28 protein-coding genes are annotated in these 25,760 nt (G+C 58.8%); 6 read left to right on the top strand and 22 right to left on the bottom strand.

Annotated elements, in window-relative coordinates; all coding sequences use genetic code 11:
• Positions 1 to 21 precede the first annotated feature (21 nt).
• The 3 genes from LOH54_RS05350 to LOH54_RS05340 are packed head-to-tail and all read left to right on the top strand — an operon-like array spanning position 22 to position 3,767.
• Positions 22 to 1,983: a M3 family metallopeptidase gene (locus LOH54_RS05350; protein ID WP_231021004.1), complete on the top strand. Its 1,962-nt coding sequence runs from the start codon at positions 22 to 24 to the stop codon at positions 1,981 to 1,983.
• A complete protein-coding gene (locus LOH54_RS05345) occupies positions 1,980 to 2,990 on the top strand; it encodes an endonuclease/exonuclease/phosphatase family protein (protein ID WP_231021003.1) in 1,011 nt (336 codons plus the stop codon). The genes LOH54_RS05350 and LOH54_RS05345 overlap by 4 nt, the downstream gene beginning before the upstream one ends.
• A gap of 33 nt (positions 2,991 to 3,023) precedes the next feature.
• Positions 3,024 to 3,767: a CHAD domain-containing protein gene (locus LOH54_RS05340; RefSeq protein WP_231021002.1), complete on the top strand. Its 744-nt coding sequence runs from the start codon at positions 3,024 to 3,026 to the stop codon at positions 3,765 to 3,767.
• 1 nt (position 3,768) lies between these two features.
• On the opposite strand, the gene LOH54_RS05335 is transcribed toward LOH54_RS05340, so the two are convergent.
• The 22 genes from LOH54_RS05335 to aroQ form a co-directional block, all read right to left on the bottom strand.
• The gene (locus LOH54_RS05335) at positions 3,769 to 4,011 is read right to left on the bottom strand and encodes a hypothetical protein (protein WP_231021001.1); all 243 of its coding nucleotides are present in this window, start codon (positions 4,009 to 4,011) and stop codon (positions 3,769 to 3,771) included.
• Between the two features lie 64 nt (positions 4,012 to 4,075).
• On the bottom strand, positions 4,076 to 5,194 hold the full coding sequence (locus LOH54_RS05330) for a BatD family protein (RefSeq protein WP_231021000.1): 1,119 nt from the start codon (positions 5,192 to 5,194) through the stop codon (positions 4,076 to 4,078).
• On the bottom strand, positions 5,175 to 5,942 hold the full coding sequence (locus LOH54_RS05325) for a tetratricopeptide repeat protein (protein WP_231020999.1): 768 nt from the start codon (positions 5,940 to 5,942) through the stop codon (positions 5,175 to 5,177). The genes LOH54_RS05330 and LOH54_RS05325 overlap by 20 nt, the downstream gene beginning before the upstream one ends.
• Positions 5,935 to 6,840, bottom strand: a complete 906-nt coding sequence (locus LOH54_RS05320) for a vWA domain-containing protein (protein ID WP_231020998.1) — start codon at positions 6,838 to 6,840, stop codon at positions 5,935 to 5,937. Before LOH54_RS05320 ends, LOH54_RS05325 begins: the two co-directional genes overlap by 8 nt.
• A complete protein-coding gene (locus tag LOH54_RS05315; RefSeq protein WP_231020997.1) occupies positions 6,837 to 7,733 on the bottom strand; it encodes a VWA domain-containing protein in 897 nt (298 codons plus the stop codon). Before LOH54_RS05315 ends, LOH54_RS05320 begins: the two co-directional genes overlap by 4 nt.
• Before the next feature lie 79 nt (positions 7,734 to 7,812).
• The gene (locus LOH54_RS05310) at positions 7,813 to 8,124 is read right to left on the bottom strand and encodes a hypothetical protein (RefSeq protein WP_231020996.1); all 312 of its coding nucleotides are present in this window, start codon (positions 8,122 to 8,124) and stop codon (positions 7,813 to 7,815) included.
• 86 nt (positions 8,125 to 8,210) lie between these two features.
• Positions 8,211 to 8,720 carry a hypothetical protein gene (locus LOH54_RS05305; protein WP_231020995.1) on the bottom strand — a complete coding sequence of 170 codons (510 nt, stop codon included), beginning with the start codon at positions 8,718 to 8,720 and terminating at the stop codon, positions 8,211 to 8,213.
• Positions 8,717 to 9,478: a hypothetical protein gene (locus LOH54_RS05300; protein WP_231020994.1), complete on the bottom strand. Its 762-nt coding sequence runs from the start codon at positions 9,476 to 9,478 to the stop codon at positions 8,717 to 8,719. Before LOH54_RS05300 ends, LOH54_RS05305 begins: the two co-directional genes overlap by 4 nt.
• Complete coding sequence (locus LOH54_RS05295) at positions 9,475 to 10,578, bottom strand: 4Fe-4S binding protein (RefSeq protein WP_231020993.1); 1,104 nt, start codon at positions 10,576 to 10,578, stop codon at positions 9,475 to 9,477. Before LOH54_RS05295 ends, LOH54_RS05300 begins: the two co-directional genes overlap by 4 nt.
• A complete protein-coding gene (locus LOH54_RS05290; RefSeq protein ID WP_231020992.1) occupies positions 10,578 to 11,195 on the bottom strand; it encodes a TorD/DmsD family molecular chaperone in 618 nt (205 codons plus the stop codon). Before LOH54_RS05290 ends, LOH54_RS05295 begins: the two co-directional genes overlap by 1 nt.
• Before the next feature lie 78 nt (positions 11,196 to 11,273).
• Positions 11,274 to 14,693 carry a molybdopterin-dependent oxidoreductase gene (locus LOH54_RS05285; protein ID WP_231020991.1) on the bottom strand — a complete coding sequence of 1,140 codons (3,420 nt, stop codon included), beginning with the start codon at positions 14,691 to 14,693 and terminating at the stop codon, positions 11,274 to 11,276.
• 14 nt (positions 14,694 to 14,707) lie between these two features.
• Positions 14,708 to 15,607, bottom strand: a complete 900-nt coding sequence (gene nrfD, locus LOH54_RS05280) for an NrfD/PsrC family molybdoenzyme membrane anchor subunit (RefSeq protein ID WP_231020990.1) — start codon at positions 15,605 to 15,607, stop codon at positions 14,708 to 14,710.
• Positions 15,607 to 16,125: a 4Fe-4S dicluster domain-containing protein gene (locus tag LOH54_RS05275; protein ID WP_231020989.1), complete on the bottom strand. Its 519-nt coding sequence runs from the start codon at positions 16,123 to 16,125 to the stop codon at positions 15,607 to 15,609. The genes nrfD and LOH54_RS05275 overlap by 1 nt, the downstream gene beginning before the upstream one ends.
• Positions 16,126 to 16,573: 448 nt before the next feature.
• A complete protein-coding gene (hisD, locus tag LOH54_RS05270; protein WP_231020988.1) occupies positions 16,574 to 17,872 on the bottom strand; it encodes a histidinol dehydrogenase in 1,299 nt (432 codons plus the stop codon).
• Positions 17,873 to 17,980: 108 nt separating this feature from the next.
• Complete coding sequence (locus tag LOH54_RS05265) at positions 17,981 to 19,180, bottom strand: NAD(P)/FAD-dependent oxidoreductase (RefSeq protein WP_231020987.1); 1,200 nt, start codon at positions 19,178 to 19,180, stop codon at positions 17,981 to 17,983.
• Positions 19,177 to 19,617 carry a thioredoxin family protein gene (locus LOH54_RS05260; RefSeq protein WP_231020986.1) on the bottom strand — a complete coding sequence of 147 codons (441 nt, stop codon included), beginning with the start codon at positions 19,615 to 19,617 and terminating at the stop codon, positions 19,177 to 19,179. The genes LOH54_RS05265 and LOH54_RS05260 overlap by 4 nt, the downstream gene beginning before the upstream one ends.
• On the bottom strand, positions 19,614 to 20,129 hold the full coding sequence (locus LOH54_RS05255; RefSeq protein ID WP_231020985.1) for a shikimate kinase: 516 nt from the start codon (positions 20,127 to 20,129) through the stop codon (positions 19,614 to 19,616). Before LOH54_RS05255 ends, LOH54_RS05260 begins: the two co-directional genes overlap by 4 nt.
• A gap of 20 nt (positions 20,130 to 20,149) precedes the next feature.
• On the bottom strand, positions 20,150 to 20,461 hold the full coding sequence (locus LOH54_RS05250) for a cupin domain-containing protein (RefSeq protein ID WP_231020984.1): 312 nt from the start codon (positions 20,459 to 20,461) through the stop codon (positions 20,150 to 20,152).
• Positions 20,445 to 20,993, bottom strand: coding sequence for a hypothetical protein (locus LOH54_RS05245; RefSeq protein WP_231020983.1), 549 nt, complete (start codon positions 20,991 to 20,993; stop codon positions 20,445 to 20,447). Before LOH54_RS05245 ends, LOH54_RS05250 begins: the two co-directional genes overlap by 17 nt.
• Entirely contained in the window at positions 20,993 to 21,820 is an 828-nt protein-coding gene (locus tag LOH54_RS05240) for a MinD/ParA family protein (protein ID WP_231020982.1), read from the bottom strand. Before LOH54_RS05240 ends, LOH54_RS05245 begins: the two co-directional genes overlap by 1 nt.
• Positions 21,817 to 22,308 (bottom strand): 2-amino-4-hydroxy-6-hydroxymethyldihydropteridine diphosphokinase, encoded by a 492-nt coding sequence (gene folK, locus LOH54_RS05235; RefSeq protein ID WP_231020981.1) that lies wholly within the window; start codon positions 22,306 to 22,308, stop codon positions 21,817 to 21,819. Before folK ends, LOH54_RS05240 begins: the two co-directional genes overlap by 4 nt.
• A gap of 5 nt (positions 22,309 to 22,313) precedes the next feature.
• Positions 22,314 to 22,793: a type II 3-dehydroquinate dehydratase gene (aroQ, locus tag LOH54_RS05230; protein ID WP_231020980.1), complete on the bottom strand. Its 480-nt coding sequence runs from the start codon at positions 22,791 to 22,793 to the stop codon at positions 22,314 to 22,316.
• A 79-nt stretch (positions 22,794 to 22,872) separates the two neighbouring features.
• Here aroQ and mqnF point away from each other — a divergent pair, with 79 nt between their 5' ends.
• The 3 genes from mqnF (at position 22,873) to LOH54_RS05215 (ending at position 25,451) form a co-directional block, all read left to right on the top strand.
• Positions 22,873 to 24,090, top strand: coding sequence for an aminofutalosine deaminase family hydrolase (mqnF, locus tag LOH54_RS05225; protein ID WP_231020979.1), 1,218 nt, complete (start codon positions 22,873 to 22,875; stop codon positions 24,088 to 24,090).
• A 2-nt stretch (positions 24,091 to 24,092) separates the two neighbouring features.
• Positions 24,093 to 24,962, top strand: a complete 870-nt coding sequence (gene sppA / locus LOH54_RS05220; protein WP_231020978.1) for a signal peptide peptidase SppA — start codon at positions 24,093 to 24,095, stop codon at positions 24,960 to 24,962.
• Positions 24,963 to 25,034: 72 nt separating this feature from the next.
• A complete protein-coding gene (locus LOH54_RS05215) occupies positions 25,035 to 25,451 on the top strand; it encodes a PAS domain-containing protein (protein ID WP_231020977.1) in 417 nt (138 codons plus the stop codon).
• Positions 25,452 to 25,760: the final 309 nt, after the last annotated feature.

Raw genomic sequence — 25,760 nt, 5'->3', positions numbered from 1 at the left:
ACAAAGATAGGAAGGATATCAATGAGCAAAGCACCTTTTTTACCCTTTGAGGTCAACCTGGAGACTTTCATCGACGATCTGCAACGCACCCTGGACGAAGGACGCAGCCAGATCGCAGCCCTGCTCGCCATCGAGGAAAAGAGCTATGCCAACTTTGTCAAGCCCTTCGAGATGCTCGACGAGCGGCTTGAGCACTTCTTCACGCCGATGTCGCACCTGCACTCCGTCAACAACAGCGACAAGACCCAGGAGGTCTACACCGCCGCCCTGCCGCTGCTGACGGAGTACGGCACCGAGATCGGGCAGAATCTCGAGATCTATACGGCGTTCAAAGCGATCAAAGCCAATGCATACGACCTGCTCTCGCCCGAACAGCAGCGCGTCATCGACCTCAACATTCAGGGGTTCGAGCTGAGCGGCGCCCACCTGGACGAGGCGAGCAAAAAACGCCTGGCCGAGATCAGCCTGCGCCGAAGCGAACTCTCCAACACCTTTACCCAGAACCTGCTCGACGCCACCAACGCCTTCGAGTACGTCATCACCGACCCCGCCGACGTCGAGGGGATGCCCAAAAGCGATATCGAGAGCGCCGCGTTTGAAACCGAAGCGGGAGAGACGGCATGGAAGTTCACCCTGCAGATGCCCTCCTACATCGCCTACATGACCTACGGTCCCAACCGTGAGATCCGCGAAGCGCTCTACAAGGGCTATACGACCCGCGCTCCCGAGAATGCCGAGATCATCGAGGAGACCCTCGCCCTGCGCAAAGAGGCTTCCCGCCTAATCGGCTTCGAGACCTACGCCGAACGTTCCCTGGCGACAAAGATGGCCAAGGACCCCGACACCGTCCTGGCCTTCCTGAACGAACTGGCCGACGCCTCCATGGCCCAGGGGCAGCGCGAACTCGCCGAACTGCGCGAATTTGCCGGAGCGGCGGAGCTGCAGAGCTATGACAGCGCCTTCTACGGCGAACAGCTCAAAAAGAACCGCTACGACATCGACGAGGAGGAGTACCGCCCCTACTTCGAGCAGAACTCCGTCGTCGAAGGGCTTTTCGAATTCCTCCACCGCCTCTTTGGCGTCAGCATCCGCCCTGCCGAAGGGGTTGCGCTTTGGCACGAGACCGCGACGGCCCATGACCTCTACGTCGACGGCCAGCTTCGCGCCCGCCTCTACCTCGATCTCGAGGCGCGCTCGAGCAAACGCGGCGGGGCATGGATGCACAACTGGCAGAGCCACTGCCTCGACGAAGAGGGCAACGAGCAGCTCGCCTCCGCCTTCATCGTCTGCAACTTCCCGCCCTCAAGCGCGTCGACCCCTTCCCTGCTGCGCCACGACGACGTCGTCACCCTCTTCCACGAGACGGGACACGCTATCCATCACCTCCTCAGCACCGTCAACGAAAACGGGGTCAGCGGGGTTAACGGGGTCGAGTGGGATGCGGTCGAGTTCCCGTCGCAGTTCCTGGAGAACTTCGCCTACGAGCCGCAGGTGCTCAAACTCTTCGCCAAACACCACGAAAGCGGCGACGTCATCAGTGACCTGATGATCGACAAACTGGTCCGTGCCAAGAACTTCCAGTCGGCAATGAGCATGCTTCGCCAGCTCGAGTTCGCCATTTTCGACTTCACCCTCCACATGGAGGAGACCCCGGACGTCCAGGCGGTCCTCGACGCCGTGCGCGAACGTACCGCCCTGCTCACACCGCCGTCGTACAACAAGTTTCAAAACGGCTTTTCGCATATCTTCGCCGGCGGCTACGCCGCGGGCTACTACAGCTACAAGTGGGCGGAGGTCCTCAGTGCCGACGCCTTCTTCGCCATCGTCGACCAGGGGGTCTTCGATACCGCCCTGGGGCGCAGCTACCTCGACATCGTTCTGGGACGCGGCGGTTCCGAAAGCATGCGGGTGCTTTTCTACAAGCTGATGGAACGCGAGCCCGAAACGCAAAGCCTCCTGCGCCTGAGCGGCATTGAGGCGTGACCAAATTTCTCGCGGCGCTGCTGCTGCCGCTGCTGCTGTTTGCAGGAGAGACCATGCGCATCGCAACTTATAACGTCGAAAACCTCTTTGACCTCGAACGCAGCGGGAACGAGTACGCCGAGTACATACCCAATACCCCGTGGCAGTGGAACGAAAAGAACTACCGCAAAAAACTGAACAATATCGCCCGCGTCATCGCCGAGATAAAACCCGACGTCATCGGCCTGCAGGAGATCGAATCGGACCGGGCCCTGCGCGATCTGCAGGTGGCGGTCAAACGCGCCGGGTGGTACCTCCCCTACCGCGCCATTGCCGACGCCAAACCGAGCGTCGTCAAAACGGCGCTGCTCTCGCGCCTCCCCGTCAAAGTCAAGCGTGAAATCGCCGTCGCCAACGGCAACCGGATCCGCAACATCCTCGAGGTCCGCCTTGAAACTGGCGGCGAACCGCTCTACGTCTTCGTCAACCACTGGAAAAGCAAATCGGGCCCCGAAAGCCTGCGCATACTCTCGGCCAAAGCCCTGAAAGCGCGGCTCGATGCGCTGGGAAGCGTTTCATACGTCCTGCTGGGGGACTTCAACGCCGACTACGACGAGAAGCATCTGTTTGCCCGCAAACGCAAACATAATGACACCGACGGGGTCACGGGGATCAACGACGTGCTGATGACGATGCGCGACGAGAAAGGGGTCACCCTGGACGAACTGGCCCGCTGCCCCTCCTGCGCCTACGACCTCTGGTACGAACTGCCGGCACTGCAGCGCTGGAGCCACAGCTTCTACGGCCAGAAAGAGGCCCTGGACCATATCATCATCTCCCCCGCCCTCGCCGACCATAATGGGAACGAGTATGTCAGGGGAAGTTTCGCGCGCTTCAAGCCGGAGTACCTTGTGACGAAAAAAGGGGCACCCAACCGCTGGCAGCGCAGCCGAACGTACCCCAAACACCACATCGGGAAGGGCTACTCCGACCACCTTCCCATCTACGCCGATTTCATTTTGAAGTGAGTCTGTAACAAAATTGCACTATAATAATCCACCATGGAAAGCGCGCTTTTAAAATCATACCTGATCCGGCAGCTCCAAACCGCCAGCGAGCAGCTCCCCCTTGTCGGTCCCGCCGCCGATATCGAGGCCCTGCACCGCTTCCGGGTCGCCCTGCGGCGGTTCCGCTCCGTCCTTGCGGCTTACACCCATCATCTTTACGCCCCGGACGCTATTGCCAAATCGATGCTCAAAGTCACCAATCCCCTGCGCGAGACCGATGTCTTTCTGGACGCGCTCTCTTCTGAATCCTACCCGAACCTGCATGCGGCCCTGACCCGCTACCGGGAAAAACAGTACAAAAAGCGCTGGCCCCCCGAAACGCCGCGGCGTTTCGCCCAAACGATCGATCTGCTGATCGCCGACGTCCACGCCCTAAAACTGGACCAGCGGAAAGGGAGGCTGATTCGCCGGGGCGAAGCCATTTACGAAAAAGCGAAAACAGCGCGGCGAGCCCTTGGCGAGGATTCAAAAGAGGAAGAGATCCATGAGATCCGTCTGCGTTACAAACAGGCGCGCTACGTCCTGGAGTTCCTGGACGAAGCCGGTCTCGTCGATGCCAAACGCAAGATCAAAAACGCCAAGAAGCACCTGGAACACTTCGGCGCCATCCAGGATGCGGCCAACCAGCTGGCATGGCTGCACCGTTTCTGCGACAAACACCCCTCCCAAGAGTGCGCTGCGCTCTACGAAGCACGGAAAAAAGCTCTCCGAAAACTCAAAAAGGCTTTCGAACTCTGAATCAGCAGGGTTCCCAGCCGCTGATATCGTCAGGAATGCCGAGATCGAAGGTGTCAAGGGGATAGGCCATCTCCGGGTGGATGATGTAAAACCCGCTCTCGTGAACAAACCCCTCGATCGCATCGATCATATCGCCGTAGTCGCCCATGCTCTCGTCGTTGAAAAGGATATGGTAACGCCCGCCGCCGTCGCGGGCCACATGGAAGATGCCAGCTGCAGTTTTGAAACGGAGTATTTTTGTCAAATGCACTCTCTGTTTTTCCATGCCAGATGCAACCCTTATTCTATCCTCATCGCCAGAGGCGCTGTTAAAGCTGCCGTTTGTAAGAGGAGAGGTCGACCTTCTCCCCCGCCTTCATTTTCGCCTCGATCGCATCGATCATCGTGCGGTACTTCTCGGCATCCGCCATGGCCAGGTAGGCGACGAAACGTTTCGGGTCCCTGCAGCGCTGCAGCTTTTCCGGCAGCGACAGCGCCTCCGATTCGACACGAACAGGCAACATAAAACGCCCGATGACGATCCCGGCGATCAGCGCCAACAGCAGGTGCAGCCACGACGCGCTCCACGGCACCGGCACTTCGGCGGTCGGCGATGACGTCGCTTTGTGCTCCCCGGCTGCGGCGGCAGGCTTCACCGTCACCGCATGCGCCTGTGTCGACAGCGTTACCGTCCGCTTCCGCTCCGTATCATAATAGGAGAGCTGCAGGGCGGGTACCGTAAAATTGTGCTCGGCCACAATGGCAAACTGCTGGCTGATACTTCCTTCATAGCCGTTATCGCCCAGACGAAGCTGCTTTTGCTCCCCGTCGGTGAACTGGCGGGCATTCGGTATCGTAAGGGCAAAGGGCGCCATGACGTCGAGATTGCCGGCCCCCTCCAGTCTGACGGCCACCTGGACGGGCGTAAAGGCGTCTACCTTTTCGCTGTCGACCGCAAGCGTCAGCTCCAGATGTCCGGCATAGGCCGTCTCCTGTGGCCTGACCTCCACGCTAAGCGGAGGCAGCGAAACGGTTCGCGACGTATAATCGAGCTTTTCAACGTTGTCCCGGCCGATGACGGCATTTTCAATGGAGGCCTTCGTCGTATGCTCCATCGTCGCGCTGAATGACAGGGTGAGCCTCCCGGCTTTTTTTGGGAAGACGGTGAAGCGGTAGCGGTTGACCCGCCGCCCGTCGACAATCTGCTCATCGGTGCTCTGCGGTTCGATACGGTACGCCTCGGTCTCCTGCGCCGGATCAAAGGCGATAATATAGGCATAGGCCTCCGTATCGAAACGGCAGGTATATTCAACGGCGAAGGCTTCATGCTGCGCGACGCTCTTTTTCGTCGCCGCGGCGCTCCAGGTATAGGCTGTCTCCGCCGCCCAGGAGAGCAGCGGCAACAGCAGCAACGCCCACAACACTCCGCTACCAGGGCTTCGTTTCATGTACATTCCTTTGATTGATCAGTTCATACTGTTTCGAGCTCAGACGGCTGTTGCCTTTGTTCGAGAACTCAAGCTGCTCCTCACGCTCCACTTTTTTGCCCTGGCTGCCGGCCCCGGAGCGTCGTTCGGCACTGCTTTGCTGGTTGCTCCCCCCGCCCTCTTTCTTGGGACCGCCTTCGCTGCGTTCGGCCGCCTGGTCCTGGGCGCGCTTCTTGCCTTCCTGCCGCCCGGTAAGCATATGGTCCTGCTCCTCCGCCGCCAGAATGTGCATCATATTCGCAAGGGCCTCCTCGTCATACCGCAGCGCCAGGGAGCGGGCAAAGGCCTCCCGGGCTTTCGCGAACTCCTTGAGACGGACAAGGGTATTGCCACGGTTGAACCAGACCGACGCGCCGAAGGCGCCTTCAAGCTTCTCCAGCGCACTGTAATACTGCAATGCCCGTTCGTACTCACCCGAACGGTACCAGGCGTTGCCCGCATCATACTGTGCCGCCGCCCCCTCCATACGCACAAAAAGCGCGGCACTGCGGTTGTAGTCGGCCACACGGTATGCCTGCTCTGCCCGGTACGGCAGTGTCGCATTCCACAGCAGCAGCAGAAGCAGCAACAGCACGGCCGCGAAGAATCCGAGCAGCACCGGAAGAAGCGCCGGGTGCCCTCTGTATCGCGACATGCCGCGCCATCCCTGCACCAGGAGCGATGCCATGACGGCGGGTGTGGAGACGATATGGCTGAACCGGCTACGCACGACGCCCTCCTAACCGTGAAAGGAGATCCGTCATTCCCAGCATGGCCAGCAGCAGTGCCAGGGCAAGCGGATAGTAGAAGTACTCCCGGTAGAGGATGATCTTCCGTTTCTCCCGGACATCCTGCATCCCCTGGGCTCTGATGGCCGACGCCAACGCCCCGGCGTCGGCCCCGTCGATCGCGACACCACCGGTCGCATCGGCGATGGCGCCGATCGCGCTGTTGCGCGCCGTCACAACAATACCGCCCTCTTCGTCGCGCAGCAGTTTGCCGTCTTCGGCCTTCAGCGTTCCCCCCGACGGCGTCGCCAGCATCACGACATTGACAATAAGTCCCGCTGCACGGGCCTGCGCCGCTTCCTGGGAGTAGCCCAGACTATCGCCTCCGTCCGTCAGAAGGACGACAATGGGATGCTCGGAGCGCGAAAGCTTCCGCGCCAGTTTCAACGCTCCGCCGATCTCCGTCCCGCGTGTCATCACCATCGAGGTATCCAGCCCCGCAAAAAGGTGCAGCAGCAGTTCGTCGTCGCGCGTCAGCGGCGACAGGATCACCGGGTTCGTCGTAAAGGCCAGCACGCCGAAACGGTTCGTGTCATCGGATTCCACCACCGAAGCGAGCACGCTTTTCGCCGCCGCCAGCCGGCTCGGGGCGATGTCTCCTGCCTGCATGGAGCGGGAGATGTCGACGGCAAAGATAACGTCGCTGCCGCGCTGCTCGATCGAGACCGGCTCCTGCAGCGACACCGGACAGGCCAGCGCCACAATACCAAGCCCGATCGCCGTCATCAGCATAACGCTCCGCAGGTTCCAGACGACACCGCGTCCCCTTTGACGGAGGGAGACAAAATAGAGGGCCAAGAAGAGCAGTGTCCAGAGCCACAGCGGGGTCAGAAACGTCATAGCAATGCCTCCCTTCGCCAGAGATAGAAGAGTAAAAATATCCCCGCTCCCAATGGCCATGCGTAGTAGTACTCCTTGCGCAGGAACCGTTCCGATTTTATCCGGGAGCGTTCCAGGCCGTCAATCGCGTCATAGACCGCCGCCAGGGCCTCCGGATCATAGGCGGCGAAGAAAGCACCGCCGCTCTCATCGGCGATGCGGCGGAGCATCGCTTCGTCGAACTCCCCATCCCGGCCCATCCCGACGGTATAGATGCGGATGCCGTGTTTGACGGCCAGGGCTGTCGCCTCCTTGGGCGATACCCGCCCGCTGTTGTGCTCGCCGTCGGTCAGAAGGATAAGTACCTTGGAGGTCGCCTGTGAATCCACAAAAGCCCTGACGCCCATGGCGATCCCCTCCCCGATGGCCGTGTTCTGCCCCGCCATGCCGTAGACGAGGTAATCCATCATCTCCGCGACCACGGTTTTTTCGTACGTCACCGGCGAGGCGATAAAAGCAAAATCGCCGAAGATGACGACCCCCGCGTTATCGCCGATCCGGTCAACGATAAAATGCTTCGCGATCTTTCTGGCGATATCGAAGCGGCTCTCTCGGCTCTGCGGGTCGAACCCAGAGGCGCCCATCGAGCCGCTGGCATCAAGCGCCAGGACGACATCGACCCCCTGGCGGTTAAGTGGATCGTCTTTGTCGATGGTCACGGGAGAGGCGATGGCGGTAACCACCAGCAAGACCACAAGGTAACGCAGCAGCCAGAGCCATTTGAACCATCCCCGCCGTACGGCAAAAAGTTCAAGATGGACGAAATAGCGCGGGCTCAGACGTTCGCGGCAGCGGTAGAGGCAGTACCACAGCGGAGGCAACAGTAAAAACAGCCAGGGGAATTCAAAACTCATGGGTTACTCGGACAGGAAAAGGGGATCGGCGCCGTCCGACACGCCGGGAGCGGCACGGCAAAGCGTAGGCCGCGCATGACTACCGCTGGAGAATATCGACGATTTCCAGCGTTTTTTCAGCGACCCGGGCCACTTTGCCATCGATACGGACGGTCAGGAGACCGTCACGGTCACGGGGAGCGATAATCACGGCTTCCTGTTCAAAGACAGCACGATCGATCCGTTGCCCTCTTTGGAGCTTTTTCTGCCAGCCCGGAGGCAAGGGCTTGCCGCTGCGGGCTTTTTTCTGCAGCCCCGGTGGGAGATCACCGTGTTTGTCGTTTTTCGCCTGGACCGGAAAGACACAGAGTGCACCGATACATGCAAGGGCAAGAAGACCTTTTGTGTTCATAATAACTCCTTACGGTGCAAGGCACCGTTTATAGGCATATACTATACCATAACCTTATCGTATCTCTTACAGGCGTAACGCGCGCCCTAGACCATCATCGGCTCGTCAGTCGGTTCGATCTCTTCGAAATCCTCAACGATCTGGTCGAACATCCTCTTCGTCTTCTCCGCCTTGGCGATATGCTCGTCAAAGATCGCTTTTGTTGCCGGGAAGGCTTCACCGAGCTGACGGTAGATGAGAATACGTCCGTCAATGTGGTTGGTGATCTCGTCGAATGCGCTGCGCAGCCACTCTTTGGAGGTCGTATGGCGGAAAAGCGCCTTGATCATCTTCTTGCGCTCTTTAATCGGCAGCGATTCGTCAAGGGCCTGGGAGATGCGCTTGATATCGATACGCGAGAGGTAGACGCCGCTGAGTACCGGTGCGAGCAGCTTGTTCTCCAGCTCGTCAACGAATGCCGGAACGGGCTCATCGTCGACGGCGTCCCCGGCATCGTATTCATTTTCGACGGGATTGCCTTTCTCGTCGGTCGTACATTTTTCGCGGACGAACTTATCGAATTCCGCTTTCAGGTCATCCAGATCATGATGATTCATCTCTTTTCCTTTGTCAAATAATTATAGACCGTCTCGGTCATGATGTCCAGCAGACTCTCGTAGCCGCTGTAGGCACCGTCAAGTTCGATGCAGCGCTGGCGCAGCGCCGAGGGGTGCCGCGGCAGTTTCAGGTCGACGTTCAGCGGCGGCAGGACACTGACCATCGAAAGATCATCCGTTTGCGACAGGTCGATCACCATGTCGAAGCCCGAAAGATCCACCGCCATCCCTTCTGCGAGACGGTTGATGTCAAGCTCGGTACCGAGGCGCTGCTGCAGCGCCATCAGATCTTCGATCCACGGATCGAACATCGCGACTGTGCCGGGTGCAAAACTCAGCGCCACCGCCCCCGCGAGCGGCGTGGCACCGATCAAGGCGAGACGTTTCACACCGCTCTTCTGCGCCATCTGCTTCAGTGCGAGCGGCAGGAGCAGTTCCCCGCGCATCTGCCCGTTCCCGACGACAACGGTATCGCACAGCCCGGTACGTTCGCACAGTTCCGAAGCCTCATCGACGATTTCGAGCGCCTGATCCTGATACTCTGTTCCGATGACCGCCCCATTGACGTGCGACTGCTTCATGTTCGAAAGCGTAAAATAGAAGTCATCAGGCCGGATATTCATCGGGATCATCATCGCATCATCCCCGGCACTTTTGAACTGCTTGTTCAGGGTGACTGCAAAGCGGTTCTGCTGCGCCTCTTCTGCAATGAAGCCATAAAGCTTCGTTACCTGTGTTATCTGATTGGCTTCGTTCACTGATCCTCTCCTATGCCCCAGAGGGTGCGCGCTTCCTCTTCCTCTATCCGGCAGCGGTGGCAGACCCGCTCCCCTGCGAGGGAGGTGAAGGGGTTTCCGCACTCATCGCAGTTGCGGACCGTGAAGGTCACGAGGCGCTGCTGCGTCGGCTCGAAGAGCTCTTTCATATTGAACGACGTTGACAGCGTCAGCGCATCCGGTTCGCAGACATCATGGCAGAGATGGCAGCGCACGCACATCATGGCGTCAAAGTCGATCTTCGCACCCTTGATATCGCTTGTGAGCGCCCCCGTCGGGCAGACGCGGTAGCACATCTGACACGCCGTACATTTGTCACCGTCCATCAGTTTCTGGGACGCCAGCGTCAACTCCGAGGCATCGACAACGTGGTATTCCGACGGACGGTCGGCCCGTTTGAGCGCGGTAAAGAGCAGTTTGCGCTTATCCGGCAGGCTCTTCGCTCGCAGCTGGGCGATCGCCGTCGAATCGAGCTGGTGGCGGATCAGTTCATCCGTCGCCGTCTCCACCTCGCGTTCGAACTTTGCCTTCCCCTCCGCCAGCGTTTTGAGGTTGAACGCACGCAGAAAGCCGCGGCGGTCGCTCTCTTCCGCATCCGCTTCCTCTTCATAAGCGACATCCTCGAAAACGATCCCGGAACTGCTCATCATTGCATCGAGCAGGTAGGAGGCCTCTTCGGCACGCGCCTCGAACTGCGGGCGGCAGGTTGAGGCGATCTCGCACCCTTCGCAGTGGCCCGTATCGAGACGGATCTCCCCTTTCAAGGAGGCAAGCGAAAAGAGATGGTCGACGCTGAGCGCCGCGATGCAGGGGACGTTTTTCCGGCAGGAGACGAGGTTATCCGCATCCCCGGCAAAGGCAAAGAAAAACTCCGTAGCGCTGAAATCGTCGACACTGATCGCCTCTGTCGGGCACGCCCCGGCACAGCCGCCGCAGCCCACACAGGCCGCCTGGTTGACGGCGGGAACGTTCTCCGTCGCAACGAGCGCCGCGGTCGGGCATGCCGTAATACAGCTGTCGCAGGTGCTCAGCGTGCTGAGCTGCCGTACGCAGCGCCCCGGATTTAACGTAATACCGGCCATCAGGCTCCCGCTGTCTCACTGAGATACTGGTAGTCGCTGAGAATGAACTCCAGCGCCATGTCCGCCGCATCATAATAGAGCGGCGAGCGGGACTCGTGCTTCATATTGAGCAGGTAGAGCGGCGCCCAACGGACAAGGTGTTTGTCCAGGAACTCCCGCTCGACGTTCATCAGTTCCTCGACCGCTTCGCTGTCATTGTCGTTCATCGCCTTGATCTGCGCTTCGCAAAGGTGGTGCATGAACTCCATCTCGACCCCGATATGATCGGCGGAGACGACACGCGCTTCGGCGAAGTCGACCATAAAGTCGTAAGCGGAATACATATCGGTCACCGGGTTGGCACCGCCGGTCTCGATCATCTGGTCCTCGCGGGTGTAGAAGGTCTCGTAGGGGATCAGGTGCAGCAAAGAGATATTCGTAAAGTCCGGACTGAGGTGCTTCTCGATCAGTTCACTGCTTTGAAGAGTCGTGCGCGCGTCCCAGACCTTGTAGTTCGGCATCATCTCCAAGATGGCGTCATCGTTGTTGATAATGTCGATAAGTTCCGTGTCGGCTTCCTGCATCAACACTCTTGAAAGAAGTGCATAGATATTGCTGCGTGCTTGTGTCTGTTCCATTTATGACCTAATTGTATTTTGATGTGGTGAGATTGTAACCGCACAGGCTGAAAGCCTGCTTGGTGGGAGGGATTAAACTCAAACGTCTTTGATATCGACGCGGTACGCTTTTTCGGTAAGCGGTACCCACGGACGCTTGATCTGCGGCGGGCGGCGGAACGTCGAGTCGGCGTCCAGACCGCGCGTGAGCTCGTCACGCCATGCCTGATAGGTTTTAAAGTTGTTCTCGTAGTTGACAACGATATCACCGATCTTATCACCCGGCTGCGCAGCTTCCAGGATAACTTTCTGGTGCCAGCAGTGCATACCGGAAATCGGGTCCGGGTGTGTCGGAGCGACGGCATTCTGCCAGGAGCCGGAAAGACCGTCCCACCAGATGTTGTCGCTGTCTTTGTTGTATGCCGCGAAACGCTTGGCGTGGAACGGATGGATCCCCTCGACATACTTGAGTTTACCCGTTTTACCGTCCATCTGCATCTCTGCCGTCGGAACACCGAAGCTGTTCATGCCGGTCGTACCGTCGTAATCGGCGATCTTGATCGCGCCGGCTGCGGTACCCGCAGCGTCCGGAGAGGACTGCAGGAATGCCGGATCGTTCAGGTCGCCTGTACCCGCAGGCATGTCCTCGACTTTACCGTCGCTGACACCGTTCGGGATCGTAATGGCGTTTTTCAGTTTCCAGCGGCCGCCGTGGTGTGAACACGACAGTGTACCGGGGCGCTGACCCTCGGTCGGGATCGCCATCGCGACGAAGTAACCGCTTTCCAGGTTGGAAACGGTGTCGGTGATGCGGACGCGGATCGCGTCGCCGCGTTTGAAGCCGAGGCGTTTCGCATCTTCGGTACTGATCCAGATCGGGTCGTGGTTCTGGGAGATCTCCATCAGGTGTTTGGAGTTCGCAGAACGCGTATGGATGTTGTACGGCAGACGGAAGACGGTGTTGAGCGCAAACTCGTTGTCCGCATTCATGTACATGTGGTTGACATGGGACACGATATGCGGCATTGCCTTCTTCTCTTCGTCGTTACGCGGATAGAACGGAATCGCGTACTCCGGCCATTTCCACTCGTCCGCCATCCACTCTGAGAAGAAGTCGAGCTTTTTGTCCAGGGTTTCGAAACCGTCCATGCGCTTGCCGTCGATCTCGATACCGATCGGCTTTTTGCCGTCTTTGTACTTCCACGCGTCGCCGTGAGCTTCTGCGTACAGGACACCCGTCTCTTCGTCTTTCTCGACGTGGTGCTTGTTGTAACGGTGGCCGTGCGCGATCAGATCGTCGCCGTCCTCTTTGATCTCACGCTCTTGCGCGCTGTAGATGTTGCTCTCTTCGAGCCAAGCACCGTGGTCACGCATGAATTCGTAGACCGGGAACTCGCTGTTCTTGTAGCGCGGGTCGGAAGTCGCCGTGCTGTAGAGGTTCGGCAGGTTGTCACCGAAGGCGGCATCGTACCACTCGGAGATCGTAACCGCCTGGCCCGGGTTGCGCTTGGATTCCCACATCTTCTTGATGCCGAGGCTGCCGTCCGGGTCGACGTGCTTGAAGCCCATCTCGAACCAGAATTCGTTCTCTTCCCAGACCTCGCCGAGGCCCGCTTTGATGTGCGCTTCAAGCGTCGCACGGTTCGGGTTCTTCGGTTTCCAGCCCGCTTTTTCAAGCGCAACGCGCATGACCGGCTGGCGGAACGACGTCCAGCGCGCCGGCATCGTCGCTTCGGAGTGCTGGTCGTGGCGTTCACCCGCTAGACCGACCGGCAGGACGTAGTCGACATGCCAGTTCGTCTCGGACCATGTCGGTGACAGGTTGAACGTCAGTTCCATCTTGCTTTCGTCCTTCAGGACTTCCAGCCAGCGGAAACCGTCCGGGTTGATCCAGACCGGGTTGTACATACGCGGGATCCAGACAGCAAGTTTCTGCGGGACGTTCAGGCCGCGTTTCTTCCATTTTTCCTGCCACTCGACGTCGGTGAGGAGGTGCGGCAGGAGGTAGGACATCTCATAGGTAGAGAGCGGCCACTCCGGCGGCCACGTCAGTTCGTTCCAGACATCGACTTTCGGGACGTTTGAACCGCTGCGGCCCTGGCCGACGGTTGCGGAACCGCCCTTGCCGGCGACGGAGATAACGTGCCAATGGTGGAAGAACGTACCGCCGACGGTACCGATTGCACCGCGCAGCGCGATGGCGAGGTAACCCGTACGGCCGGACATCCAGCCGCCGCGGTTACCCGCAGCCGTCGCACGCCAGAAGTAAGAGGCGATCGCGTCGCCGGCCCAGATGAACATCTCGTAGAGTTTCTCGAGCTTGTATGCCGGAACACGGGTCTCTTTGACGGCGTATTCAAGTGTATACGGCGCGTAGAGCTCTTTGAGCATCTCGATAAAGCTGTCGAAGCTTTTGTCCGCCGGCATCTTGGAGATGTAGCCCTTGTCGACCATGAACTGCAGGTAGTTGCGGTTCTTCATCATGACTTCCCAGTTGAACCACTTCTTCACGAAGCGCTTGTCAACCTGACCCTCCTGGAGGATACGGTTGGCGAGGTAGAGGTAGATGACCGGCTCTGTACCAGGCCATGCCGCGATCCAGAGGTCCGCCATACCGGCGGAGTTGGAGAGACGCGGGTCCATAACGACCAGGCGTGCGCCTTTTTTACGCGCATCGGCGATAAAGCCCGCAGACTGCTGGAAGTAGTGACCGGCGTCCGCTGCATGCGAAGAGTTCAAGAAGACGAGCTTCGCGTTCGCCCAGTCCGGACTTGTACGGTCGTCGTTTGCCCACTGGATCGTCGGTGTACGCCCGCCGGAAGAACAGATGTTGGTGTGGGAGTTGAACGCGTCTTGCTTGAACGTCGTCCAGACCTGGCCCGTGAAGCCGTTTTCGTTCGGACGGCCGACGTGGAACATCAGGGATTTGCGGGAGAGCTCGTCGCCTGTTTTGAGCGTATCGTTCATCTTCTTACCGATGGTGCTCATCGCTTCGTCCCAGGTCGTACGGACCCATTTACCTTCACCGCGCTTGGAGCCCGGTGCACGTTTGATCGGGAATGCCAGACGGTCCGGATCGTACATCTGTGACTGTGTCGCGTAACCTTTCGCACAGTTACGGCCGCGGGAACCCGGGTGCAGCGGGTTACCCATGTATTTCTTGACCGTGAAGCTTTTTTTGTCGATCCATGCCGTCAGACCGCAGGAGGCCTCACAGTTGGAACACGCCGTCGGGACGATGGCGAAATCATTGACGTAGATACCCTCCGGGTTCTCGGCGCTCTGGACGCCTTTGCGGTCGATACCGCCGCGTTTCCAGTCGTCCCCGTCGAGTTCTTTGAAATCGTCCCACTGCTCGAGCGGTGGGTAGAAGGAGAGGGAGTCCGGTGTGTTGGTAAATTTGCTTTCTTCTACCGAGTCGGCGATGGCGTCTGTCGTAAAGACGCCCTTCGCGACGGCGGCGCCGGCAACCGTAAATGCCGCGCCTTTAAGAAATGTTCTTCTGCTTTCTTTATACATTCTTCAATTCCTTTTTAGCTCATTGGCAAGAGTTGTGGAATGACAAGCCAGACGTGCTTGACGATCCAGAGTCCGACGATCGCGGAGAGGGCCGCGACCTTCAGCAGGCCGGCAGAGCGGTTTGTCACGCTCAGGATGACCAGGACGAACGGCGCGATAAACGCCAGGACCTGTCCGACCCAGAACATCGTCGTGTACTCGCCGTGGCCTTTGACCGCTTCGAGTGTTGCCGCCACTTCCTCTGCTTTGATCGGGCCGAAGACCAGCTCTGACATATAGAGGATGAACGCAGCCAGTGCGGAGAGTCCGAGGATGACTGCGAGGTCACGCTTCGCTTCGTACGGCAGGTTGCCGCCCATCAGCAGGACCGTCGCGGAACCCGTGAGGGTTGCCGCCAGGATCATTTGTGCCGCTTCCGTCGGCATCTGCCACAGTTCGCGCGCCGTCGCTTCCGCCATGATCGCCGCCGTATAGAGGGTAACCGGGATCGCCAGGATCACCGCCCAGACAAGCAGCTTGTCAAAGAGCGCGTTGTCCTTCTTGATGAAGGTCGCGAACGCCATGCCGAAAAGCACCAGGACGAGGACCGTAACGATCCATGCACCGACGGTGATCGCCGATGTCCAGTGCGGTGTAAAGAAGATGTGCCAGAAACGGAACATCTGGTGCAGGTCGATGACCGTGAACAGCAGGAAAATATGGATGAAGACGATGGAGACCACTGTCACCGGGAAACGCAGGCTTCCAGCCGCTTCCGGATAACGCTTCATCAGGTAGAAGAGCATGAAAATGACACCGGTACCGATGCTTTTCGCCCACATATTCATTGTAATGATCCATCCCCAGACGATACCCGGGAGCCCGACGTCGAGTGTGACGACGGCATTTGTCGCAGCTACAGCTTCATGTACCATTAGTGGTGTCCTCCTACCGGCATATGTGTCGTCAGCTTGTTAAAGAGCTGGTGACCTTCGACTCTGAACGATGCCAGAGGATTGAGCTGAACGTTGCCGCCGCCGACGTAGTAGTGGTGCGGATCCGTTCCTTTTTCCGGTTTACGGACCTGAACGTCGCCCTGATGGTTCTGAATGTACTTGCTGATATTCGATGTCGGATCGTCCAGGTCACCGAAGATGTTCGCTTCGACCGGACATGCGACGACACAAGCCGGCATAAGGCTTGAAGCGATACGGTGGGCACAGTACGTACATTTGTCTGCCGTCTGCGTTTCGGGGTCGATGTAGATCGCGCCGTACGGACACGCCATGACACAGCCCGCACAACCGATACAACGCTCTTTGTCGATGTTCACGATGCCGTTGTCAATGTAGTGCAGCGCGCTGACCGGACAGATACGCTCACACGGCGCATTGTGACAGTGGTTACAGCGCAGCGGGGTAAACGTCCGTTTTGTCTCCGGGAACGTTCCCACGTCCACATATTTAACACGAAGACGCCATGTGGAAAGCGGAACTTGGTTTTCCACTTTACAGGCGATCTCACAACCCTTACATCCCATACACAGATGCAGATCAACCAGGAAGCCTAATTGCATGTGTTCTCCTTACACCAGTTTTAAGCGGCACAGACGCTTTTGTATCCTCCGTTTCGAACGGAAAATGCAAAAGCGTCGGTACGATTATCATGTCTTATAATATTTAAAACCCCCGCAAATAAGGGCATTATAAGGCATTTACGCTATCTGGATGCTATCGGATTTAACTTTAACTGAAACTAAATCAGTGGCACATTATTGTCAAATAGTGGGCTGTTTGTGTAAAAAAAGCGGAGTTGGTAAAATTATTTTTAATAATATAAAAAAGGATTGAAGAAGATATTCAATTTAAATTGACATCTTCTTCGGATAAGCAGCAGTTATCTTACTCGGCGTTCCCCATACGGACGCGGACCGACTGCTCGTGCGCCGTCAGCCCCTCCGTATGCGCGATCAGGGCGCACGCTTCGCCGATCTCGTTGATGGCTGCCCGGGAAAAGGCGATCACCGAGGACTTCTTCAGGAAGTTCTCGACCCCCAGCGGCGAGTAGAAACGGGCCGTGCCGCCGGTCGGTAGTGTATGGTTCGGCCCGGCGACGTAATCCCCGATCGCTTCGGGCGTATAGTGCCCCAGGAAGATGGCACCGGCGTGCTTGATGGAAGCGAGCAGTTCAAAGGGGTTGTCCGTCGACACTTCCAGGTGCTCCGGGGCGACCTCGTTCATCAGCGCGACGGCCTCTTCCATATCGCGGGCCACGATAATGGCGCCCCGTTCGACGATGGACTTGCGGGCGATCTGCTCGCGGGGCAGTTTTTGCAGCCAGGCTTCGATCTCGAGGTTCACCTGCTCCGCCAGTTCGGCCGAGGGGGTGATCAGGATGGAACTCGCCATCTCGTCATGCTCCGCCTGCGACAGCAGGTCGATCGCGATATGGTTGGCGTTCGCGCTCGCGTCGGCCAGGACTCCGATCTCGCTGGGGCCCGCGATCATGTCGATGTTGACGTCGCCGAAAACAAGCTTCTTCGCCGTAGCGACGAAGATGTTGCCCGGGCCCGTGATGACGTCCACCTTCGGGATCGTCTCGGTACCGTAGGCCATCGCCGCGATCGCGGAGGCGCCGCCGACCTTGTAGACCTCCGTCACCCCGCAGAGGTGGCAGGCTGCCAGCAGCAGGGCGTTGGGTTCGTTCTCCGGCGTCGGCGTACAGACGACGATCTCCTCGACACCCGCGACCTGTGCCGGGATAACGTTCATCAGCAGCGAACTGGGATAGGCCGCTTTTCCGCCGGGGATGTAGAGGCCCGCGCGGTCGACCGGCGTCACCTTCTGCCCCAGGATGGTGCCGTTGCTCTCGGTATCGAACCAGGATTTTGGCAGTTGCTTTTCATGGTAGGACTTGATGCGGTCATAGGCGAGGTGCAGTGCTGATTTCAGTTCGGGCTCAAGCAGGGTGTAGGCCTGCGCCATCGCCTCCGCATCGATTTTCAGCTCTTCATCTTTTTCGGGCGCCCACTGGTCGAACTTCGCGATGTGGCGCTTCAGGGCTGTGTTCTGCTCGCTGCGGATCTCTTTGATGATCCCGCCGACGATAGCGGTGACATGCTCGATATCCATTTTCCCGCGTTCGAGCAGGTTCGAGAAAATCGTGTCGAAGTCGGCGGCGGTCGTCGATGTAAATACCATAATGTGTCTCTTTTCTATACTTCTTTGGCGCAATTATAGCCTGTTTGTTTCTTGAATGTCACCCGGCGGGTATCCGCCGTGGACGCAGGGGAGGAATATACGGGCCTGTCAGCCTTTGGGGCGGCGGCGGAACGCCTTGTAGGCCGTGCTGTCGAGCAGGAACTTGTAGCGGTCGGTGATGAGCCGTTTCATCACGTAGCCCAGGAAGCCGGAGAACTTGATTTTGTCGAAGATGACGACGGCCGCGTTGAACCGCCCCAGGGCGACCATGTACCCCTCCAGGCGGATCGACCGTTCCAGCATCGGTTCGCTGCGGTTGCAGCGCAGCAGATTGAGGACCGCGAGCGCGGCGCTCTTCTCCGCACCGTTGGCCGTCGCCGGCAGCGGACGGCCGTCTTCGGCACGCATATCCGCCACGTCGCCGATCGCGAACGCATCCTCTTTCCCGACGACGGCCAACGTTCGGTGCACGGCGATCTGCCCCTTTTTGTTTCGTTCGACGTCCAGCGTATGCACCAGTTTAGGCGCGATGATGCCGCCGGCATAGATCATGAAATCGAAAGCGACCCTCTTGCCGCTATCGAGCACGGCTTCGTTGGGCTCCACCGCGGCGACGCGGCTGCCGAAAATAACGTTCACACCGAGTTTCTGCAGCCGTGCCTTCGCCTTGGCCTGCAAATAGGGATGCATGCCCGCCAGCACTTCATCGCGCGAGGCGATCAGGTGGACGTCGATACTATCGCAGAGCATCCGGTTTTTCTGCATGAACCAGCCGGTGTAATCCGCCAGTTCGGCGGCGATTTCGACGCCGCTGAGCCCGGCCCCGGCGATGACGATGTTGAACCGGCGGCACTCTTCGTCCCCCTCGCTGTTCATGCGCGCAAAGAGCTGCTGTTCGAACTGCTGCCGGAAGCGGAAGGCGTTTTTGAGGCTTTTGACCCCGTGGGCGTAGTCGTGCAGGCCCGGGATCGTATCGGGGAAGAAGGTTCTGCTCCCCATCGCCAGGATAATGTAGTCATAGTAGTAGTCGCGCGTCTCGGTCGCGACCTTCTTCGCCTCGAAGTCGATGCCGGTCACTTCGGCTTTGACAAAGGCGGCGTAGGCATAGCTCTCGCAGAGGGCCGGCAGATCAACAGTGACGTCGACCAACGTCGCCTGCTGGGCAATCAGCGCGTAGGCTTCGGTCTGAAGATAGTGGAAAGGGTTTTTGTCGATCAGGGTCACCTGGATATAGGGGCGTGCGCTCAGATGCTGCATCGCGCGGACGCCGGCATACCCTCCGCCGACGATGATGACGCGTTTCGTCACGGCGTCCCCCTCAGTGAGCGCCGCGGCACGCGGCGCGCCTTGTACTCCTCCAAGACGATATCCGTCGCGTGCAGAAAATCGGCGGCGCCGACGGCGCCCGGGATCGCAGGGAACATCGTTTCGCCGCGGCTGTCGAGGAACCAGAGGGCCGGCGTCCCGGGGCTCCAGAGCGCTCCGGGAACGAAATCGCCGTCATCCGTATAGGCGACAACATTGACGAACGCACCGTTGAGGCGGGCGATCACCTCGGGGTTTTTGAACGTCGTCTCCTCCAGGTGGCGGCACCATTTGCAGCTGTGGCGGGAGAAGACGAAGAAGATCGGTCTGTCCAGCGTCTTCGCTTTCGCGAGAGCGGCATCATAATCCGTTTCCCACCGGATGCCCTGTTCTGCCATCAACACGGCCGTCAGCATCAGGAGGGAAAGGAGCTTTTTCATTTCCTGATCACCTTCTTGATGATCTCTTTCGCAATCTTTTCGGGGCTCTTGCCTTCGACATCGATAACGATGTCGGCTGCTTTCATATAGTGTTTTTCCCGCTCGTCATACAGGGCCCTGGCACGGGCTTCATCCTGGAAAAGCGGGCGCTTTTTGAGCTTTTTATCCGCATTGGGGTGGGCGAGGATACGGCGGTGTATCGTGTCGAAATCCGCATGCAGCAGGACGACGGTACCAATCTTTCTCAGGTTCTTGACTTTGAAAAAACCACCGCCCGTCGAGATGAGCGTATTGCGCACATCCGATTCGAGCCACTCGGCGACATGCTGTTCGATGGCGCGGAAATACGCTTCACCCTCCTCTTCGAAGATCTTCTTGATCTTCCGGTTTTCCATGCTTTCGATCACGTCGTCCGTATCGAGGGCAACCATGGGGTGCTGTTTCACTATCTCCCGGGCGATGCTGCCCTTGCCGACGCCCATGAATCCGATCAAAATAATGTTCTTTGCCATCTAAGTTCCTTCCGGTTATCCTAACCAACCGCTGATATATCTCTCATAAAAACCGCCAGCCATAGGGCGTCATCCGAGGTCGAAAGCACCCGGTGGCGGCAGTGGGCCGGCAGATGCAGCATGTCACCGCGCTTCAGCGTGACCTGCCGTGCCTCGATCTCGAGCTCCGCCGTCCCCTCAAGCAGAACGACCCACTCATCCTCATCCTGATCAAACCACTCCGTCCGCGCCCGGTTCGAGGCGATCCGTTCGATCCGGACCGCGCCGCGGCGCAGCAGCTCAAGCGTCTCTTCCCCCTCCGCCGGAGAGGTATACTCAAAAAGATTCTTCATCCAGCAGCAGACGCACCGTCGTTTTCAGCAGCGCTCCGACGGCGATATTGAAACGCGCTTCGAGCACCTTTTCGCCCTCCGGGAGACGATCAACCTCAGCCAATCCCTTCCCTTCGGCAAACAGGGCGCCCGTCGATTCGAAAAGCGCCCGATCGATCGTACTGAGCGGATGCCCCAGCAGCGGATCGGGCTCCAGGGCGCCCAGGCTTTTTTCATTGACCAGATTGACGAGGGGTTCGGGAATGATCAAATAGCGTCCCCGTTCCGCGCACTTCAGCAGTATTGCGTCCGCTTCCTCGGCGGCCCGGCCCCGGCGGACGATGCTCTGCAGCGTCACTGACACCGCTGCCCCCGTCAGCGCAGCCAGCGCGGCTTCCCAGCGCCGGGCCGTGGCGTCCAATTCGCTGCGCAGCGCCCCGACTTCCGGTGACGGTTTCTCCGCAGGCTTTGGCTGCCGATCGCTTTTCGGCGCCGTCCCGAACAGCTCCATCAGCGCATCGACCTCCGCCTGGTTCAGTACGCCCCGCGCCATCAGAACTGCTCCAGCAGGCGTTTGAAGAGTCCGGCGATGCCGCTTTCGCTCGCCTGCACCGTGACGCTGCGGTCGATATCGGCCATAATGTTCTGCGCGATCGCCTGCAGCTCGCGGGTCGGCCGGGCGGTGGGGAACTCCCGCACAAAACTCGATCGCCGCTTGACGGCATAGGCGACTTTGTCATCCCGGGTCATCTCTCCGAGCAGCTCGAGGCGAAGGTCCGGGCCGATGTGCGTCTTGGCGACGCTGCTGATCTTCGCGAAGATGTTGTGCGCCTCTTTGGGGCTGTGGACCTGGTTGAGGACCATCTTGATATCCTTGCGACGGCGCGCCGTCACCTTGATCGTGGCATAAGCGTCCGTAATGGCCGCGGGGTCCGGCACCGTGACGACGATCACGTCATCAGCGGATTGCAGGAAAAGCTGCGTGTGCTCGCCTATCCCCGCACCGGTGTCGATCAACATGATGTCGATGTCGTCAAGCACCCCCGCATCGCCGATAAGCCGCTCGAACATCTCCGCATCGCAGTAGCGGAAGATCTCCTCCCCGCTCTCGCCGGGGATCAGCAACAGGTTTTTCTGGATGGGGATGACGACATCCTTAAGCGCCGCCTCCCCCTTGAGGACGTGCAGAATGTTGTTCTTTGCCGTCACATTGAACATGACGTCCAGGTTCGCCAGACCGATATCGGCGTCGAAGACCGCCACCTTCAGACCGCTGATGGAGAGCAGCAGCGCCAGGTTGGAGGTAATCGTGCTTTTGCCGACCCCGCCCTTACCGCTGGTCACGGCGATAAAGCGGGTACGCTTGGCCGGGCGGCTCATCGCGTCCTCCCCGGCAGCAGCGAAAGCGGGATCACGACGCTTTCGCGCTCACGCCAATGCGGGTGCGGAACGGTCAGATCCGGATAATCCAGCTGTCTTCGGTCATAAAAGAGGATATCGAGGTCCAGGGTCCGCGGCGCGTTGGCAAAGGTGCGTACCCGCCGGAAGCGGCGCTCGATGCGCAGGAGGTGGCGCATCAGCGCGCGCGGCGGCAGCGTCGTCTCGATGAGAAGCACCCCGTTGATAAAATCGGGTTGGTCCGCATAGCCGAACGGGGGGTTCTGCAACAGCGGCGAAGCGGAAAGGACATTAAGCTGGGGGTCGCGGCGAAGGTAGACGAGTAACCGCTCGAAGCGTCTGACGACGTCTCCCAGGTTGCCCCCGATCCCGATGACCGCCCTGTGCGGCAGACCGTGAACGGGGAAGAGGCCGGGAAACTGACCTGTGCGGATCAGGGCCAGGCCGGAGGGGAGCCGCCGCTCGATCATTTACGTCAGGCCTGCTGCGCCGCCTGCTGCGCCGCCTGTTTTGCCACACGGATTTCGTTGAAGATCTGCAGCATACCGACCATGGCGAGGTGGTAACCGAATGGGCCGAAACCGACGATGGAGGAGGTGCACACCGGTGCGATCATGTTCTTCTGTCTGAACTCTTCGCGGCGTGCGATGTTGCTGATATGGACCTCGAGCGTCGGCAGGTTGACAGCCGTGATCGCATCGCGGATCGCGACGGAAGTATGGGTGTAGGCCGCGGCGTTGAGGATGATGCCGTCCGCGTCGCCGTAACACTCCTGGATGCGGTCAACGATCTCGCCCTCAAGGTTGCTCTGGAAAAACTCGACTTCCACGCCGTTCTGATCAGCGAACTCTTTCATCTGCTGGTGGATCTGTTCAAGCTTCATCGGCCCGTAAATCTGCTGTTCACGGACGCCGAGCATATTGAGGTTCGGTCCCTGAATGACTGCAATTTTCATTAATCTTCCTTATCTCGTTTTAAAATCGAGTGGGTATTATACGCTTGACTATATTAAAGCGTTCTTCTAAGGGCAGCCGATGACGATTCTCATTCCCTCCGCGATTCTGACACCGACCGGCATCATGACCGAACACGCCGTCGCCTTCGAGGAGACCATCGTCGCCGTCGCGCCTTTCGAAGCGCTCAAAGCGCGTTTTCCCAACGCCGATATCCTCGAAGCGGAGGGGCCGACGCTGCTGATGCCCGGCCTGGTCAATCCCCATGTCCACCTCGAATTCAGCGCCAACAAAACGACCCTGAAATACGGCAATTTCCTCACCTGGCTCTACAGCGTGATCGAGGAGCGCGAGGCGCTCGTCAATGCCTGCGGCCGGGAGTGCCTCGATCGCACGATCGCTATGATGCTGAGTAACGGTATTACGGCCTTCGGGGCCATCAGCTCGCACGGCCTGGACCTTGAAGCCGCCGCCGCCGCGCCGCAGAAGGTCGTCTTTTTCAACGAGGTCATCGGCTCGCAGGCGGCGATGGCCGACGCCCTGTACGGGGATTTCCTGCAGCGCCTCGATGCCTCGAAAAGCGTCGAACGCCCCGGTTTTTTCCCCGCCGTCGCCGTCCACTCCCCCTACTCCGTCCACCCCGCCCTCATCAAGCGCGCCCTGCGGGTCGCGCGGGACGAAGGGCTCGTCACGACGGCCCACTACCTTGAAAGCCCGGCCGAACGGGAGTGGCTCGACCGGAACGAAGGAGAGTTCAAACCCTTTTTCCACGAACTGCTCCAGCAGGAGTATGCCGTCAACGATGCCGCGGGCTTCCTCGAACTCTTTGCCGACACGCCGACCCTGATGACCCATGTCGTCCAGGCACAGCCCAAAGAGCTCGAAGCGCTCTCCAAGGCAGGCCATACCGTCATCCACTGTCCCATTTCCAACCGGCTTCTGGGCAACGGCGCCATCGACCTTGACGCCCTCGAAGCCCATGAGCTTCCCTGGCTGACAGGGACCGACGGACTCAGCTCCAACTATGCCCTCGACCTCTTCGAGGAGATGAAAATAGCGCTCTTCATGCATTCGGAGACCCCGCTGCTCCCCCTGGCCCGCCGCCTGCTCAACAGCGTCACCGTCGATGCGGCGAAGGCCCTGCGCCTCAACTGCGGTGAAATCGCCGAAGGGAAAGCCGCCGACATGCTCTGGCTTGAACTGGACCATACCCCCAGCGACGACACACCGCTGCATCTGCTGCTGCAGCGCTACCCTTTCCGCCGTATCTTTATCGACGGGATCTCCCCCAAAGGATAACCATGCACTTTTTGAAAATGCTGTTTGCCCCCCTGGGCGCGATAATCGACTATATTCAGAACCACTTCAAGGCACTGCTGTTCGTGCTGCTTCTTTTCGTCATCTTCTTCCCGATGCCCGACGACGGCTTCGAGACGGTCAACCTCCAGCGCATCGAACTGAACGGCCCTATTATCGATACGACCGAGGTCGTCCGTTCCCTGGACGAGGCCCGGGCCAATCCGCAGATCCAAGGGGTACTGCTCGTCGCCGATTCCCCCGGCGGCGCCGTGGCGCCCTCTGTCGAAGTAGCCTATGCCGTCAAACGCCTTCAGGCGACCAAACCCGTGGTCGTCTATGCCAAAGGAATGCTCGCGAGCGGCAGCTACTACGCCTCCATCTGGGCCGATGAGATCATCGCCAACCCCGGCGGCATGGTCGGTTCCATCGGTGTCATTATGCAGGGCGCGAACCTGGAGGGTCTGATGGAAAAAGTCGGTATCGGCACCCAGGTCGTCAAGGCCGGCAAATACAAACAGGCCGGCACGCCGGACCGCACCTGGACCCCCTATGAGCGGGCCGAGATCGAAAAAGTCATTAAAGACACCTATGCGATGTTCGTTCACGATGTTGCCGATGCGCGCGGCCTTGATCCCGACAAAAGCAGCGTCTATGCCGACGCGCACATCTTTACGGCACGCCAGGCAAAGGCCGTGGGCCTTATTGACAGCGTCGGCGTCGAATACGATGCGCGGCAGCGACTCGAAGCGCGCAGCGGCGTCTCCGACCCCGTCTGGAGCGAAGAGAGCGATATGGAACGTTTTTTCCGCGCCCTCGGCGTGGAAGGATCGAGCATGTTGCAACTTTATTTCCCGCATATGGTTCTCAAATAAAGAGCACGCTATAATGTGAAAAACTGATGTACAGCACACTGTCATCCGCACTAGTAAAGAAAGAGATAATATATGATCAAACGACCGAAACCTATCGATGAAGAAGTTCTTTTCGACGGCAGAAGCCTGATCTCCGAAACCGACCTCAAAGGGGTCATTACCTTTGTCAACCGCAAGTTCGTGGAGATGACGGGCTACTCCAAAGAGGAAGCCCTCGGAGAGCCCCACAGCATTCTGCGCCATCCCGACATGCCCAAAGCGGCCTTCGAGGGGATGTGGAAGCTGATCAAAGAGGGAAAGACCTGGGAAGGGTACGTCAAAAACCTCCGCAAGGACGGGAAGTACTACTGGGTCGTCGTCACGATCGTGCCGAAAAAAGATGAAGCCGGCAACATCATCGGCTATATCGCTTCGCGTAAGATGCCGGATCGCGACAAGCTCAAAACCGTCATCAAACAGTACCAGGATCTCATCGCCAAAGAAAAATAGTTTTGGTGATTCACTAACAAACGTTATGGATCGGGCCGGAACACCGCCCCCGCTTCCCCCCGTTTCAGGGGCGATTTAAGGATAACGCCAAGTTTGCTCTGCTAGAGTGAAGTCAGGGTAAAGCTCTTTACCTTGGTTTTAACCCCGTTGCGGATCACGATGGTCCGCATGTTCAAGTTTCGTTCAAAGTGAGGAAGAGGCATCCGTACTTCTTCCCTCTTTTCTCGCCCCTTTCCAACCCTTCCGTTACCAGCCCATACGCAACCTAAGTCCCCACGTGGTAAAATAGCACCCATTTCAATTTGCGAG

The sequence above is a fragment of the Sulfurimonas sp. HSL-3221 genome, from assembly GCF_021044585.1.
GTDB classification, from domain to species: domain Bacteria; phylum Campylobacterota; class Campylobacteria; order Campylobacterales; family Sulfurimonadaceae; genus Thiomicrolovo; species Thiomicrolovo sulfuroxydans.
The sequence above is the reverse complement of the archived record's forward strand: the minus strand, read 5'-3'. Positions and strand labels throughout refer to the sequence as shown.